Here is a 15145-nt window from a genome sequence, read left to right as displayed (position 1 = left end):
TTAGGAAATGGGGGAGTGGGGATAGGAGTGTGGCAGGGAATACGGGGAACGGGGAAAAAAGAACGTCATCCTGAGCGCAGCGAGATGACGTTCTGTTGTTTCTCTACCGCCCTTTCCACTCCGGCTTGCGCTTTTCCACAAACGCCGCCATGCCTTCCTTCCGGTCTTCCGAAGCAAACGACAGATAATAATTGCGCCGCTCCAAATGCAGGCCTTCTTCCAAATGCGTCTCAAAGGCGCGATTTACCGCGTCCTTGGCCAGGCGCACGGCCACCGGGCTCATGGCGGCCACGCTGGCTGCCAGGCGGTAAGCTTCCTCCAGGTATTGCCCCACGGGCACCACGCGGTTCACCAGACCCACGCGCCGCGCCTCTTCCGCCGAGATGAACTCGCCGGTGAGCACCATCTCCATAGCTTTGGCCTTGCCTACGGCACGGGCCAGGCGCTGGGTGCCACCGCCGCCGGGCATAGTGCCCAGCCGGATTTCGGGCTGCCCAAACTGCGCTGTTTCGGACGCCACGAGCATATCGCAGGTCATGGCCAACTCGCAGCCGCCGCCCAGCGCAAAGCCCGACACGGCCCCAATGAGCGGCTTTTTGAAGCGCCGAATCTGCTCCCAGGTGCTGAACTGGTCGATAATCAGCATGTCGATGGCGGTTTTGTCGGCCATCTGCTTGATGTCGGCCCCGGCGGCAAAGGCCCGCTCGTTGCCGGTGATGACGACCACGCGTACCGTTTCATCCTCATCCAGCTGCTGGAGGGCGTCGCGGATTTCCAGCATCAGCTGGCGGTTCAGGGCGTTGAGCTCCTTGGGGCGGTTGAGCTGGAGCAGGGCCACGCCGGGGCGCGCCTGGGGAGTGAGGAGGAGGAATTCCATAAGGTCTTTTGTCATGCTGAGCATTCTGCGCATTAAGCAGAGACGAAGCATCTTGTCACGTCAGCGCTGGGAGGGTTTAGGATGGGCTGTTGTCCAAAAAATGAGTGTCAATTTGCGAATCAATCATTCTCAAGAAAATCCAGGAGGCCAGCGGTACACCAAATTCTTCCAAAGCTTCTTCTTTGCACAATTCGATTGAATTCTGAAGAAAATCGTGAGTTGAAGTCAAACTACTTCCTTCAAATACATACAAGTACGCACCAACTGCAGGTAGGTCTTCTTCAATTTCAAATCATTGACCGTTATACTCAGCGCGAAAAACCTGGAACTGCATTTTCATTCGCATACAAACTGAAACGTCCCGCGCGTGCGCTGCTCCAGCAGCAGCTTCTTGCCTGCCGTGAGCTGCGCCACGCTGGCCGCATCGTAATTCTTTATCGTGAACAGCATCAGCCCGCTATTGTAATGAATGGCAAACTGCTCACTCAGTATTTCCAGCAGCTTTGCCACGCGGCGCTCCGAAAAATCAGTACACACCGAGAAGCTGATGGCCGAGTTCTGCATCACGTTAATCTTGAGCCGCGCCTGCGCCAGCGCCCCGAAAATCACCTCCAGGTTTTCCTCCGAAATAAACGCAAAGTCCTTGCTTTCGAAGGAAATCAGACACTGGTCAGTCTTGCGAATAAAGGCCGGCGCCAGGGCCGGATGCTGGCAGTCGTGAATGATGGTGCCCTCGGCCGTGGGGTCTACAAACGACTTCACCCGCAGCGGAATACGGCGCTCGGCCAGCGGCTTAATAGTTTTGGGGTGAATGACCGACGCCCCGTAATACGCCATTTCGATGGACTCGCGGTAGCTGATTTCGGGATAGCGCACCGTGTCCGGGAAAATCTTGGGGTCGGCATTGAGCAGGCCCGCCACGTCTTTCCAGATGGTAACACACTCGGCACGAAGGCAATAAGCGAAGATGGCCGCAGTGTAATCAGAGCCTTCGCGGCCCAGGGTGGTGGTCACGCCCGTAGCCGTACCGCCCAGGAAGCCCTGCGTCACCACGGTGCCCTTGGCCAGCAGCGGCGGCAGCACCGAGCGGATACTGCGCTCGGTAGTAGGCCAGTCCACGCGGCCCTCGCGCCAGTTGCGGTCGGTGCGGATGAGCGGGCGGCAGTCGAGCCATTGCGCGCCCAGTGCCTCAGCCACAATCACCGTCGCCAGCAGCTCGCCGAAGCTCACCACCTGGTCGTACTGTCGGTCGTAATCGCCCGGGCCCACGGTAGCCAGCTGGTCGGTCAGGTCGGTTAGCAGCTCCGTCAGCACCCGGGGGGCGGGCTGGGTGCTGAGGCTGAATGGGGGAGACGCCAGCTCGGCCGCCACGCACAGGTGAAAGTCGCGTAAGGCCTGCAATTCGGTCGTATAATCCTTACCCTCAAAAGCCAGCTGGAACAGCGTTTCCAGCGCGTTAGTCGTCTTGCCCATCGCCGACACCACGGCCACCAGCGGCCCGTCAGCGTGGTGTTTTACTATTTGCGCAAGGTTATAAATGGCAGCCGCATCCTTCACCGAAGCCCCGCCAAATTTATACACCTGAAGTCCCGTCAGCTCGTTCATAAGGCCCAAAAATAGGGGTAGAGGCCGGAAATACGGTTTTTCTGCCGGTATTTAGCTGCTTGCCGGCTGCCGCCGGATAGCGGGGAGTTAGGTTTCTGCGGCCGTCGAAAGTAGCTTTGCAGTCCCCACTCTCCCAATCATTCCCTTTTCATGGACCATAGCAAACTGGCCCTCCCCGTCGGCACCACTCTCGACCGCTTTATCATGCGCAAGCAGGAAGACTTCCCCTACGCTACCGGGGAACTCTCTCAATTGCTGCGCGATATCGCGCTGGCCGCCAAGATTGTCAACCGCGAAATTAACCGCTCTGGCCTCATCGACATTGCCGGCGCCTACGGCAACCGCAACGTGCAGGGCGAAGACCAGCAGAAGCTCGACGTCATTGCCAACATCCGTTTCATCCGCGCCCTGCGCAACGGCGGCGAGGTCTGCACCATCATTTCCGAAGAAGACGACGAGCTCATCCAAACCGGTAACAACCAAGGTAAATACGTAGTTGCCATCGACCCGCTCGACGGTTCCAGCAACATCGACGTCAACGTCAGCATCGGCACTATTTTTAGCATATACCGCCGCCTCTCGCCCACCGGCCGCGAGGGCACCCTGGCCGACTGCCTGCAACCTGGCACCCACCAGGTAGCCGCCGGTTACGTCATCTACGGTTCCAGCACCATGATGGTGTATACCACTGGTAATGGCGTCAATGGTTTCACCTATGAGCCCTCGTTGGGCGAATTCTTTCTCTCACACCCCGACATTCAGACGCCCAAAACCGGCGCCGTTTACTCCATCAACGAAGGCTCGTCGGACTCCTTTTCGCCCGGCGTCGCCGCCTTCGTGCAGCACTGCAAGGACTCGCAGTTCTCGGCCCGCTACATCGGCTCGCTGGTGGCTGATTTCCACCGCAACCTGCTCAAAGGCGGCATCTACATTTACCCCGCCACCCGCAAAAACACCCAAGGCAAGCTTCGACTCATGTATGAGTGCAACCCGCTGGCTTTCATTGTAGAGCAAGCCGGCGGCAAGAGTTCCAACGGCCTGCGCCGCACCATGGAAATTGAACCCGCCACGCACCACGAGCGTTGCCCGTTTTTTATCGGCAGTAAGGAGTTAGTAGAAAAAGCCGAGGAGTTGCTGATGGCCGAAAAAGCCGGTGAGTAGAGACGCAATAGGCGAATTATCAGTCGGTGCCATGTTCTAAAATAAAAAGGCCGGACCTGTACGCAGGTCCGGCCTTTTTATTTGGAATGTAGTCAACAACTACTCAGCTTTCTTCTTGCCTTTTTTCGGAGTTGTGGCTTCCGGGTTGCCAGCAGCATCAGCGTCGGCATCGGCTGTGGAAGTAATTTCGCCGCCGGTGCTCACGGGTTCAGCGGCTTTTTGGGCTTTGCCTTTTGCTTTGGGAGCTTCCACTTCTTCAGCTGAAGCTTCGTGCGTTGCGGTAGTTTCCGTAGCCGCGTCGGCAGCTTGGTAGGGCAGATGCTTGCTCACGATGCCGTACCAGCTGGCCAGCTTCTTGATGTCGGACAGATAGACCCGGTCGCGGTCGTAGTCGGGAATCACGCCGGCCAGGAAGCCGCTCAACTCGTCTTCGCTCGATTTGTTGGTAACCGTCAGGTTGGTGCCGTGCTGCTGGTAAATGCGCTCAAACACCTCCGTCAGAGGCACCGTCACGTCGGGGTCTTCGGTGTAGATGGAAATGTCGGCCAGCAGCGACACTTTGTTGCGGGCCGGGGCCATCGAGCGGCTCTTGCGCTCGTCCAACGATTCAACCAACACGCCTTGCCGCGCCGCGCGCAGCAGGCGAAACAAGCCGGGCATCCCGCTGATAGCGGCCACTTCCTGCAAATTGTAAGGCATTCTTTTCTTGAGTTATGAGTTAAAAATTATGAGTTATGAGTTAGCGGAACAGGTTGCCAAAAGCAACTTATAATTCCTAACTCATAACTCATAATTCCAAAGGCAAATCTACTGCCCGTTCGTGGCATTCGAGCCCGTCACACCCAGTTTGAAGGAAATCGGCAGGCTGGTCAGGATGGGATACTCCGGCTTCTTAAACTTGAGCAGGCGCACCACGCGCAGGGCTTCTTCGCCCGTGCCGCCGCCTACTTGCTTCACCAGCTTCACGCCCTGCATGGTGCCGTCTTCGGCCAGGGTAAAGCTCACGATGCACTGGCCCTGAATGCGGTTACGCTTGGCCAGCAGCGGGTATTTAATTTCCTGCGCAATGAAGGCGTACATGGCTTCCTGGCCACCTTCGTAGTATTCGGCCACCGGAATGGACTTCGTGATGGAGCCCGTGCCCGTGCCTTGTTCAGCCTGCGATTTGCCGGCCGGGGGCGTGTTGGGCTTGGGAGTGTTTTGAGCCACGGCCGGGGCGGTGGCAGCCAGCAGCAGGCCCAGGGCCAGCAGCGTCAGCGGGTTTGTACGCATGGGATAAAGTAAGGGAGAAAAATGGTCAATGAAGGAGAAACTGTGCCGGCCCAATGCAGGCCAAAGCGGCTGTTTGCAATTAAGGGGCCAATCTACGCATTCGGGGCCGCATTGTGCCACTCCTGATTCACCTCGCCGATGAAATTAAGTAATTCGTCGCGTCCGGCGCCGCTTTCGGCCGAAGTTAAAAAATGACGCGGCAACTCGTCCCAACTTTCGCCCATCTTTTGCAGGTAGCTGGCAATTAATTCGCGGGTTTGCGCGGCCGACTGCTTGTCGATTTTAGTAAACACCATCACGAAGGGCACACCTTCTTCGCCCAGCTTTTCCATGAATTCCAAATCCACGGCCTGCGGCGGGTGCCGTGAGTCAATCAAAACGCACACGCAGGCCAGGTTTTCGCGGTGCCGCAGGTAATAATTAATCATGCGGCTCCACTCGGTGCGCGAGGTTTTGCTCACCCGGGCGTAGCCGTAGCCGGGCAAATCAACGAGGTACCAGTTCTCATTAATTAAGAAATGGTTAATCAATTGCGTTTTGCCGGGCGAGGCCGAAGTTTTGGCCAGCCCGGTGCGGCCTACGAGCTTGTTAATGAGCGAAGATTTGCCCACGTTGGAGCGCCCGATAAATGCGTATTCGGGCATCGTCGGAGCGGGGCACAGCTCCACTTTGGTATTGCTGGTCAGAAACCGTGCGTCACGAATTACCATTCAAAATAAAGTAATTTAGGCTGTTTAGAAGCGCAACCCCGTGGGCTGCTTGTAATTCAGATTAATTCTAAACAGTCTCATTCAAAAAAGAAACTTCAACAAACTTACGTCTTAAAACAAGCCCAACCGACGGAAATAATTTAGCGAAAAGAGTTGGTTTTTCGCGCACGCTTCTATATTTGCGCGGTTCGCCTACCGTTCGTAGCACTTGTTTGCCGGCCAGTAAGCCACCATTTAGCCTTTAATTCACCCCTAATCCACCTTTCTGCAAGCAAAAAACCTATCTTTGCCCGCCGTAGAGTGGGCTCCGGGCCAGTCGAAAGACAGTCCGCAACCGCGCTCAAACTCTGAAAAATGACGCGCTGAGTTGGTAAAAACCTAACCCTGCCGGAAATTTTCAGTATAAGCCCTCAACGGCAAATTACATGCTCTGCACCCTGCCCCGGCAGGCCCTGCCTCTAATCCAAACCCTTCAGAATTTCTTTTTCTCAAACCCCTCCTCCAATGGACAACTTATCCAGAAGGTTACTGCAAGCGTCGTGCGCCGTGGCCCTCACCGCTGCCGTGGCTTCTCCGGCTGCCGCCCAAAGCACGCGAAAGGACCTCAAGACCGGCAACAAGTTCTTCGAGCAGGAAAATTACCGCGCTTCCATCCCGTACTACGAAAAAGTACTGGCCAAAGACCCGAACAACGCGAAAGCCCTGTTCAACGCCGGCATCGCCTACATGTCGTTCGACAAAGAGAAAGCCAGCGACTACATCTACAAAGCACAAAAGCTGAAGCCGAAGGTTTCGAAAGACGTGGAATACTGGCTCGGTCGCGTTGACCACCTGAACTATAACTTCGATGAGGCCGTGGCGCACTACCAGGCCTACAACGCGACGCTGAAGAAAAACGACCAGCGCAAAGAAGAACTGGCCCAGCTGATTCAGCACAGCAAAAACGCCAAAGTGCAGTTCAATGCCCCCAAGGACATCTTCGTGAAGAACCTGGGCCCTACCATCAATACGCAATACTCGGAGCACAGCCCGGTTATTTCGGCCGATGATAAGCTGCTGCTTTTCACCTCGCGCGGTGAGAACGTAACCGGCTCGGACAACAAGAAAAAAGGCATCGCTGCCGACGGCGAGTACTACGAAGACATCTTCGAGTCGCGCCGCATCGACGACGAGAACTGGGAGAAACCCCGCTCGCTGAGCGGCGTGCTCAACGGCAAAGGCCACGACGCCTCCATCCAAGTGTACGACAACGACACTAAGATGCTGCTGTACCGGAACGATGAAAACGGCGACATCTTCTCGTCGGACAAGTCGGGTGGTGACTGGACGGCCCCGCAAAAGCTGAACAGCAACATCAACTCGAAATCGTTCGAGTCGGATGCCTTCATCACCCCAGACGGCCTGACCATCTACTTCTCGACCGGTAAATACTCGGAAGACGGTACGTTGGACATTTACTACGCTACCAAGCAGCCGGGCGGCGACTGGGGCAATGCCAAGTCGCTGGGTGGTAACATCAACACCAAGTACGACGACGACAGCCCGTTCCTGAGCCGCGATGGCAAAGCGTTGTATTTCTCCTCGCGTGGCCACAACACGATGGGCGGCTACGACATCTTTAAGTCGAACTGGGACAGCGTGGGCCGCAAGTGGGGCCGCCCCGAGAACATGGGCTACCCCGTGAACACGCCGGACGATGACTCCTACTACCGCCTGAGCCCCGATGGCACGTACGCCTACCTCAGCTCGTACCGCATCGGCGGCTACGGCGAGAAAGACCTGTACACCATCAACTACATCAAAAACGTCAACATCAAAGGCCAGGTGTTCTCGAAGAAGGACAGCACCACGGCTATTCCGGGCGTGGAGTTGACGTTCAATGGTCAGAAAGCTGATAAATCGCCCATCAGCTACCGTGACGTTACGAAGTCGCCTAACGGTGACTACCAAGTGGCTGTGCTGTCCGCTCGTACGTATCAGGTTGCAGTAAGCAAGGACGGCAAGAACATCGAAACCCAGGAATTCGCCGTGCCGGTGTCGACCAACGACTCGACCACTATCACGAAAAACTTCTACATCGATTACGTTGATACGACCGGACTTGCTGGTCTGCGTATCAAGAATATCTACTTTGATACCGACAAGTACAAGCTGCGTCCGGAGTCCATCAAGGAGCTGAACAACACTTCGGCTTTCCTGAAGGCTAACCCCGGCCTGAATATCTCCATCGAAGGCCACTGCGACTCGCGCAACACCGACGAGTACAACATGGTACTCGGCCAGAACCGCGCCGAAGCGGCTTACAACTACCTCACGAAGCAAGGCATTGCTGCCTCGCGCATGACCACGGTAAGCTACGGCGAGCGTAAGCCCGCCGCGCCGAACGATTCGCCCGAGAACATGCAGCTGAACCGTCGTGACGAGTTCAAGCCGGTGTTCAAAGAAGGTGAGCCGATTCCGAAAATCGTGCAGCCGGCTCCCGCACCCGCTCCGGCTCCTACGGCTAAGCCGCTGGCTCCCGGCAAGAGCAAAGTGAAGCTGGCCGACGGCACTAAGGTGAAAACCAAGGTGGACGAGGATTCGGACAAAGTGAAGGTGAAAACCAAAGGCGCTGGCGGCAGCGAGTCGAAAGTAACCACCAAGAATGGTGAAATCGACGGCAAAGCCAAAACTGCCGATGGCGAGAAAACCAAGCTGAAAACGAAAGTTGACTAAGCTTCGGGCTTAGGAACTTTAGAAACGGGTCGGACCAGTGGTCCGACCCGTTTTTTTGTTGGTGTGCGGGAGGGGAGAAGGCAAAAAAGCACGTCATCCTGAGCGCAGCGAAAGGACCTCGTCCGCGCCGTATGCAGCAGTAATCCTGTTAATACGATTGGGGTTACTACCATAGAGAAGCGGACAAGGTCCTTTCGCTGCGCTCAGGATGACGTGCTTTCCGGTCGTTCTTCTAACCAACCGCCCCCGTTCCGCGTTAGGCCAACACAATATTCCCGCAACCTTGCCGTTCTTTGCGCCTGCATATGGCCGTAGTACCCTATAAAGAAGACGCTGCCGACAAAAAGTCGCAGGTCGCCCAGATGTTCAACAGCATTGCGGGCAAGTACGATTTTCTCAATCACTTTCTGAGCGTTGGCACCGACATCTACTGGCGGCGCAAGGCCGTGGACGAGCTGAAAAAGCTGCGCCCGGCGCGCATTCTGGACATCGCCACCGGCACGGCCGACTTTGCCATCGAAACCCTGCGCGCTGCCACCCCCGATGCGCAGATAACGGGCGTCGATATTTCAGAAGGTATGCTGGAAGTGGGCCGGCGGAAGCTCGTTGATAAAGGCTTGAGCCACCGAATTAAGCTCGAACTGGGTGACTCGGAAAACCTGCCGTTTGGCGACGGCGAGTTTGACGCGGTGACGGCCTCGTTTGGGGTGCGAAACTTTGCGCACCTCGAAAAGGGTTTGGCCGAGATGCGGCGCGTGCTACGGCCGGGCGGCAAGCTCGTGATTCTGGAATTCAGCAAGCCCACGGCGTTTCCGCTCAAGCAAGCATATAATTTTTACTTCCGTCAGGTGCTGCCGGTTTTTGGCAAGATGATTTCCAAGGACCGCGCCGCCTATACCTACCTGCCCGAGTCGGTGCAGGCTTTCCCCGACGGCCCCGATTTTCTGACCATTCTGGCCAAAGTCGGCTTTAAAGAACCTGCATGGCAACCACTCACTTTCGGCATCAGCTCCATCTACACCGCTCACAACTAAGGCGCGGAGCGCTGTTGCTGGGCGTGCTGGGGCTGCTGCTACCCACGGCCGCCGTGGCCCAGCGCAAGCCCGACCGCAACCGCAAAGGCCAAATCAAGGGCATTACGGTGAACAACCTGCCCGCCTACGACGACCGGTGGTTTCACCCCGGGTTGTACGTGGCGCTGAGTGGCACACGCTACTTTGTTGAGCAGTCGGATTTTTATATTCAGCAGCGTAATGTCTCGGCCAATTCCATCACCAGCGCCAGCTTTGGCGTGGGGGTGATTGGCGACGTGCGGCTGGGCGACTACAAGTCGCCGTTCATCCTGCGCTTTGCGCCGGGCGTCACGTTTTCGTCGCGGCAGGTCGAGTTTAAGCCGCTGGCCGGCTACCCGCGCGATGCCGATTCCATCGTGACGCAGGAAGTGGTATCGACGGTCATCCAGTTTCCGCTCATGCTGAAGTATCAGTCGGACCGCCGCCGCAACACGCGCCTGTACATGATTGCGGGGCTGAACCCGATTCTGACCGTGGGCAACCGCCGCGACGACGGCAAACGCAACATCCTGCGGCAGACCGACAGCGACCTGGCCATTGAGTATGGTTTCGGGTTCGACTTCTTCTATCCGCTGTTTAAGTTCGCACCCGAGTTGCGCTTCTCGCACGGCCTGCGCAACGTGCTGGTGCCCCAGAACGACGTGTTTAGCCGCAGCCTGCAGGGGCTGACGACCAACTCGGTGACGCTGTATATCAACATCCAGAATTGATGAGGGATGAATAATGAGGGATGAAGAATGACCCAATCAAGAATTCTTCATTCTTCATCCCTCATTCCTCATTCTCATAATTTATGAAAACTGCATTCGTAACTGGCGCCTCGTCGGGTATTGGGCGGGCTACGGCGGTGGCGCTGGCCGGAGCGGGGTTTCAACTCGTCATTTCCGGGCGGCGGCGTGAGCGGCTGGAAGCACTGGCGGCTGAGCTGGCAGGCGTGCCGGTGTATATTCTGGTTTTTGACGTGCGCGACCGGGCGGCGGTGGACGCGGCCGTGACGGACCTGCCAGCCGAATTTCAAGCCATTGAGGTGCTAATAAATAATGCGGGCGGCGCGCACGGGCTAAATCCTATTCAGGCCGGTGACCCGGCCGACTGGGACCAGATGCTGGATTCCAACGTGCGTGGCTTGCTGAATGTGACGCACGCCCTGTTGCCGGGCATGACGGCCCGGCAGCGCGGTTTTATTCTCAACGTTGGCTCGGTGGCCGGGCACGAAGCGTATGCCAATGGCAATGTGTACTGCGCCTCGAAGGCCGCCGTGGCAATGCTCACCAAAACCATGCGGCTCGATTTGCTGCCGCTGGGCATCAAGGTAGCCGAGGTGAACCCAGGGGCAGTGGAAACCGAGTTTTCGCAGGTGCGCTTCAAGGGGGATGCAGCGCGGGCGGCCAAGGTCTATGAAGGCTTTGAGCCATTGCGGGCCGAGGACGTGGCCGAAATCATCGTATTTATGGTGACGCGGCCGGCGCGGGTAACCATTGCCGAGGTGCTGGTGCTGGCTGGGGCGCAGGGTGCGGCTACTACCATCGTGCGGAAATAGCGATGGCGGCAGGTGAGTCGCGTAGGTGAGCCTTACGAAATTAGTTGTAAGTGCTATATTTTCGACGGCAGTGCAGTGGTGTTCGGAACTTGGGTTGGGTGGACAAGAAATAAGCTGTGCTGATAAGGATAAGCTGAGCTGATAAGGGCTAGTGGGGCAGAATGAGGTTCGGAGCTTCGTGCAGACACTCTTTTTAGCTGCACCACATACAACGCCAACGGTCGGGTTTCAGTAAACCTAGCCAACCGCCCGAGGTAAGTAGTCTGCGCCGTCCAAAACCTTCCGGGCGGCTGCTTACTTTTTAGCCCGGAAATCTTCCATTCTCCACCGTTACAACCGCAATTCTTTCGCGCAATGAGTGAACCCCGCCCCCCGCATTCCTTCGGCATGATTGGCCTTGGCACCATGGGCCGCAACCTGCTGCTCAACCTGGCCGACCACCACTTTGCCGTGGCCGGCTACGACAAAGACCCTGACAAAGTGCGCCTGCTGGGCGAAGAAGGCGCCGGCAAGCCCGTGCAGGGCTTCTCCGAAATCAAGGAATTCATCGCCAGCCTGAGCACGCCGCGCGCGGTGATGCTGCTGGTGCCCGCCGGCAAAATCGTGGACAGCGTCATCGAGGAGCTAAAGCCGCTGCTCACCAAGGGCGACCTCATCATCGATGGCGGCAACTCGCACTTCACCGACACCGAGCGGCGCGACAAGGCCCTGGAAACCGACGGCCTGCACTTTTTCGGCATGGGCGTGAGCGGTGGCGAGGAAGGCGCCCGCCGCGGCCCCAGCATGATGCCCGGTGGCGACAAGGACGCCTACCGCGTGGTGCAGCCTATGTTCGAGGCCATCGCCGCTAAAGTGGGCGGCGAGGCCTGCGTAACCTACATCGGCCCCGGCGCCGCCGGCCACTTCGTCAAGATGGTGCACAACGGCATCGAGTACGGCCTCATGCAGCTCATCGCCGAAACCTACGGCCTGCTCAAAACCGGCCTCGGGCTCGATAATGCGGCCATCGGAAAAGTCTTTACCGACTGGAATGCCGGCCGCCTGCAGTCCTTCCTCATCGACATTACGAAGGATATTTTTGCCTTCAAAGCCCCCGACAACGGCCACGAGCTGCTCGACGACATCAAGGACGAGGCCCGCTCGAAGGGCACCGGCAAGTGGACTTCGCAGGTGGCTTTCGACCTCGAAACGCCCGTGCCGACCATCGACACCGCCGTGAGCTTGCGCGACCTCTCCAAGTACAAAGCCCTGCGCGGCCAGCTCGCCGACCGCTACGGCCCCGCCGCCGGCCTGCTGCCGGTGCAGCGCGAGGAGTTTCTGAGCCAGCTGGAGCAGGCGTTCTACTTCAACATGGTCATCACCTACGCCCAGGGCATGAACCTGTTGCAGCGAGCTTCTAAGGACTTCGGCTACGAGCTCAATCTGGCCGATATCGCCAAAATCTGGCGCGGCGGCTGCATCATCCGCTCTACCTTTCTGAGCGAAATCTACCAGGCCTACCAGCAAACCCCCGACCTGGCCCACCTGCTGCTCGACGCTCAGGTGCAGAAGCTGGTGCAGGAAGCCGTACCCGGCAGCCGCGCCGTGGTGGCGGCGGCCGTGCAGGCCGGCATCGCCGTGCCCGCCTACGCCGCCTCGCTGAGCTACTTCGACAGCTTCCGCACCGCCCGCCTGCCCTCGAACCTCATTCAGGCCCAGCGCGATTACTTCGGCGCCCACACCTACGAGCTCATTGGCAAGGAGGGCGTATTCCACACGCAGTGGGTGCCCGAGCACGAGCCCGCCGAGAACAAGCAGGACGTGGAAGTGGGCGAGGAGCAGAAAGGCAAGGAAGAGGTGACGCCGAATGGCTGATAGCAGAACGTCAAAAAAACACGTCGTAAAAAGCACGTCATCCTATTCCTTCTCAGCCAACTCCCGGCATGAACACCAATAAAAACGTCCCGCCGACCATCTTTGTCATCTTCGGCGGCACCGGCGACCTCAACTCGCGCAAGCTGGCTCCGGCGCTTTACAATCTTTTCCTTGATGGCTGGCTGCCCGAGCAGTTTGCCATCATCGGTACCGGCCGTAGCGAGCTGAACGATGATGCCTTCCGCGAGCGGCTGTTGGGCGACATCAACGAGTTTTCGCGTACCGGCAAGGTGAAAGCCAAAACCTGGGACGGCTTCGCGCCGCACGTATACTACCAGCAGGCCGATGTGAAGACGGCGGCCTCCTACAAGGAATTCGGGCAGCGCATCAAGGCGCTGGAGCAGGAGTGGGGCACGATGCCCAACGTCATCTACTACCTGGCCGTGGCCCCCGAGTTCTTTCCTGTCATCGCCACCAACCTGGCCAAGAGCGACCTGGCTACCGACCCCGAGCGCACGCGCATCGTCATCGAAAAGCCCTTTGGGCACGACCTCGACACGGCGCGTGAGCTCAACCGCCTGCTGGCCCAGCACTTCGAGGAGCGCCAGATTTACCGCATCGACCACTACCTGGGCAAGGAAACCGTGCAGAACATCATGGCCTTCCGCTTCGCCAACGCCATCCTGGAGCCGCTCTGGAACCGCAACTACATCGAGCACGTGCAGATTTCGGTGACCGAGGACATCGGCGTGGGCGACCGGGCCGGGTACTACGACACCTCCGGCGCCCTGCGCGACATGATTCAGAACCACTTGCTGCAGCTGCTGTGCCTGGTGGCCATGGAGCCGCCCGTCGACTTCACCGCCGACGAGGTGCGCAACCGCAAGGTGGATGTGCTGCGCGCCATGCGCCGCTTCTCGCCCGACGACGTGCGCGAGTCGGCCGTGCGTGGGCAGTATGCCCCCGGCTGGATGCAGGGCCAGGAAGTGCCCGGCTACCGCGAGGAGAAAAACGCCAACCCGCAGTCGAATACCGAAACCTTCGCCGCGGTCAAGTTTTTCGTGGATAACTGGCGCTGGCAAGGCGTGCCGTTTTACCTGCGCACCGGCAAGCGCCTGCACCGCAAGGCCTCGGTCATTACCATCCAGTTCAAGGAGCCGCCGCACTTCATCTTCCCCCGCGAGGCCACCGAAAACCTGCGCCACAACCGATTGGTTATTAGTATTCAACCCGAAGAAAGCATCCGCCTGCAGATGCAGGCCAAGCGCCCGGGCGTGGACATGCTGCTGAATACCGTAGACATGGTGTTCGACTACGAAGGTACCTATACCGTGGAGGCGCCCGAAGCCTACGAAACCCTGCTGCTCGACACCATGCTCGGCGACCAGACGCTCTTCATGCGCGGCGACCAGGTGGAGGCCGCCTGGGAGTTGGTGATGCCCATCCTGACCTCCTGGCAAAACCGCACCAGCCAGAATTTCCCCAACTACTCGGCCGACTCCTGGGGCCCCGAATCGGCCGAAGCCCTCATTGCCCGCGACGGCTTTCACTGGTTTACCCTGCCGCTCCATGCCAAAAAATAGCCCGCACCTGCACGTTTTTGCCACCGCCAACCAGGTGCTGCGCGGCCTGGCCAACTATTTCGTGGCCCAGGCCAGCGCCGCCCAGGCCGTCCGCGGCCGGTTTGCGGTGGCGCTGTCGGGCGGCAGCTCGCCGAAAAGCCTTTACGAGTTGCTGGCCTCCGACGAGTACCGCCACAAGATTGACTGGACGCGCACGTTCTTCTTCTTCGGCGACGAGCGCTACGTGCCGCTCGACGACCCCGAGAGCAACTACCGCATGGCCCGCCTGGCACTGCTGGAGCCCTTGCACATCCCGGCCCAGCAGGTTTTTGCCGTCGATACCGCCCTGCCGCCCGCCGAGGCGGCGCAGGCTTACACGGCGGCTATGCGGGCATTCTTCGGGACTGATTTGCAGTTCGATTTGATTCTGTTGGGTTTGGGCGACGATACGCACACGGCCTCGCTGTTTCCGCACACTTCGGTGCTCCACGCCACGGCCGCCGAGGCCCAGGCCGTGTTTCTGGAGCAGAAGCAGGTGCACCGCATCACGCTCACCGCGCCGCTTATTAACCAGGCGCGGGCGGTGGCCTTCCTGGTGTATGGCGCGGGGAAAGCCGCTGCCGTGCAAACGGCGCTGCACGGTGCGCGAGATACACAGGAGCATCCGGCCCAGCTAGTAACCGGAGAGGCGCAGTGGTTTTTGGATGAGGCGGCTAACCTCACCCCCTGACCCCCTCTCCCAAAAAGAGGGGGCACCGGTTATGCGCTCAAAATGG

General features: G+C 58.4%; 13 protein-coding genes. 8 read left to right on the top strand and 5 right to left on the bottom strand.

All coding sequences use genetic code 11. The annotated features are described in order from the left end of the window. Positions 1–103 precede the first annotated feature (103 nt). Both Q5H93_RS04225 and Q5H93_RS04220 read right to left on the bottom strand, forming a co-directional pair. Positions 104–877 carry an enoyl-CoA hydratase-related protein gene (locus Q5H93_RS04225; protein ID WP_305005243.1) on the bottom strand — a complete coding sequence of 258 codons (774 nt, stop codon included), beginning with the start codon at positions 875–877 and terminating at the stop codon, positions 104–106. Positions 878–1213: 336 nt separating this feature from the next. After that, a complete protein-coding gene (locus Q5H93_RS04220; RefSeq protein WP_305005242.1) occupies positions 1214–2482 on the bottom strand; it encodes an aspartate kinase in 1269 nt (422 codons plus the stop codon). A gap of 150 nt (positions 2483–2632) precedes the next feature. Between Q5H93_RS04220 and fbp the strand changes: the two genes are divergently transcribed. Then, positions 2633–3643 (top strand): class 1 fructose-bisphosphatase, encoded by a 1011-nt coding sequence (gene fbp / locus Q5H93_RS04215; RefSeq protein ID WP_305005241.1) that lies wholly within the window; start codon positions 2633–2635, stop codon positions 3641–3643. A gap of 99 nt (positions 3644–3742) precedes the next feature. Here fbp and Q5H93_RS04210 read toward each other — a convergent pair whose 3' ends face one another. From Q5H93_RS04210 to yihA, 3 genes are all read right to left on the bottom strand, one after another. Continuing rightward, positions 3743–4342, bottom strand: coding sequence for a DUF5606 family protein (locus Q5H93_RS04210; protein ID WP_305005240.1), 600 nt, complete (start codon positions 4340–4342; stop codon positions 3743–3745). A gap of 108 nt (positions 4343–4450) precedes the next feature. Further along, positions 4451–4915 carry an energy transducer TonB gene (locus Q5H93_RS04205; RefSeq protein ID WP_305005239.1) on the bottom strand — a complete coding sequence of 155 codons (465 nt, stop codon included), beginning with the start codon at positions 4913–4915 and terminating at the stop codon, positions 4451–4453. 92 nt (positions 4916–5007) lie between these two features. Then, positions 5008–5625, bottom strand: a complete 618-nt coding sequence (gene yihA, locus Q5H93_RS04200) for a ribosome biogenesis GTP-binding protein YihA/YsxC (RefSeq protein WP_305005238.1) — start codon at positions 5623–5625, stop codon at positions 5008–5010. A 504-nt stretch (positions 5626–6129) separates the two neighbouring features. On the opposite strand from yihA, the gene Q5H93_RS04195 reads away from it, so the two are divergent. The 7 genes from Q5H93_RS04195 to pgl all read left to right on the top strand — a co-directional run bounded on the left by Q5H93_RS04195 (position 6130) and on the right by pgl (position 15099). Then, the gene (locus Q5H93_RS04195; RefSeq protein ID WP_305005237.1) at positions 6130–8340 is read left to right on the top strand and encodes an OmpA family protein; all 2211 of its coding nucleotides are present in this window, start codon (positions 6130–6132) and stop codon (positions 8338–8340) included. 305 nt (positions 8341–8645) lie between these two features. Then, the gene (ubiE, locus tag Q5H93_RS04190) at positions 8646–9374 is read left to right on the top strand and encodes a bifunctional demethylmenaquinone methyltransferase/2-methoxy-6-polyprenyl-1,4-benzoquinol methylase UbiE (protein WP_305005236.1); all 729 of its coding nucleotides are present in this window, start codon (positions 8646–8648) and stop codon (positions 9372–9374) included. Next, positions 9323–10123, top strand: coding sequence for a type IX secretion/gliding motility protein PorT/SprT (porT, locus tag Q5H93_RS04185; RefSeq protein ID WP_305005235.1), 801 nt, complete (start codon positions 9323–9325; stop codon positions 10121–10123). Before ubiE ends, porT begins: the two co-directional genes overlap by 52 nt. Positions 10124–10206: 83 nt before the next feature. Then, positions 10207–10953, top strand: a complete 747-nt coding sequence (locus tag Q5H93_RS04180) for an SDR family NAD(P)-dependent oxidoreductase (protein ID WP_305005234.1) — start codon at positions 10207–10209, stop codon at positions 10951–10953. A 354-nt stretch (positions 10954–11307) separates the two neighbouring features. Continuing rightward, the gene (gnd, locus tag Q5H93_RS04175) at positions 11308–12807 is read left to right on the top strand and encodes an NADP-dependent phosphogluconate dehydrogenase (protein ID WP_305005233.1); all 1500 of its coding nucleotides are present in this window, start codon (positions 11308–11310) and stop codon (positions 12805–12807) included. 68 nt (positions 12808–12875) lie between these two features. Then, positions 12876–14390: a glucose-6-phosphate dehydrogenase gene (gene zwf / locus Q5H93_RS04170; protein ID WP_305005232.1), complete on the top strand. Its 1515-nt coding sequence runs from the start codon at positions 12876–12878 to the stop codon at positions 14388–14390. Further along, positions 14377–15099, top strand: a complete 723-nt coding sequence (gene pgl, locus Q5H93_RS04165) for a 6-phosphogluconolactonase (protein WP_305005231.1) — start codon at positions 14377–14379, stop codon at positions 15097–15099. Before zwf ends, pgl begins: the two co-directional genes overlap by 14 nt. Positions 15100–15145 lie beyond the last annotated feature (46 nt).

Origin of the sequence: Hymenobacter aranciens, from assembly GCF_030580865.1 — a bacterium.
GTDB lineage: Bacteria > Bacteroidota > Bacteroidia > Cytophagales > Hymenobacteraceae > Hymenobacter > Hymenobacter aranciens.
The sequence above is the reverse complement of the archived record's forward strand: the minus strand, read 5'-3'. Positions and strand labels throughout refer to the sequence as shown.

Bases quoted from the DNA above. Each gene is read 5' to 3' on its own strand.
- Q5H93_RS04225 (WP_305005243.1), bottom strand. From the start codon at position 877: ATGGAATTCCTCCTCCTCACTCCCCAGGCGCGCCCCGGCGTGGCCCTG.
- Q5H93_RS04220 (WP_305005242.1), bottom strand. From the start codon at position 2,482: ATGAACGAGCTGACGGGACTTCAGGTGTATAAATTTGGCGGGGCTTCG.
- fbp (WP_305005241.1), top strand. From the start codon at position 2,633: ATGGACCATAGCAAACTGGCCCTCCCCGTCGGCACCACTCTCGACCGC.
- Q5H93_RS04210 (WP_305005240.1), bottom strand. From the start codon at position 4,342: ATGCCTTACAATTTGCAGGAAGTGGCCGCTATCAGCGGGATGCCCGGC.
- Q5H93_RS04205 (WP_305005239.1), bottom strand. From the start codon at position 4,915: ATGCGTACAAACCCGCTGACGCTGCTGGCCCTGGGCCTGCTGCTGGCT.
- yihA (WP_305005238.1), bottom strand. From the start codon at position 5,625: ATGGTAATTCGTGACGCACGGTTTCTGACCAGCAATACCAAAGTGGAG.
- Q5H93_RS04195 (WP_305005237.1), top strand. From the start codon at position 6,130: ATGGACAACTTATCCAGAAGGTTACTGCAAGCGTCGTGCGCCGTGGCC.
- ubiE (WP_305005236.1), top strand. From the start codon at position 8,646: ATGGCCGTAGTACCCTATAAAGAAGACGCTGCCGACAAAAAGTCGCAG.
- porT (WP_305005235.1), top strand. From the start codon at position 9,323: ATGGCAACCACTCACTTTCGGCATCAGCTCCATCTACACCGCTCACAA.
- Q5H93_RS04180 (WP_305005234.1), top strand. From the start codon at position 10,207: ATGAAAACTGCATTCGTAACTGGCGCCTCGTCGGGTATTGGGCGGGCT.
- gnd (WP_305005233.1), top strand. From the start codon at position 11,308: ATGAGTGAACCCCGCCCCCCGCATTCCTTCGGCATGATTGGCCTTGGC.
- zwf (WP_305005232.1), top strand. From the start codon at position 12,876: ATGAACACCAATAAAAACGTCCCGCCGACCATCTTTGTCATCTTCGGC.
- pgl (WP_305005231.1), top strand. From the start codon at position 14,377: ATGCCAAAAAATAGCCCGCACCTGCACGTTTTTGCCACCGCCAACCAG.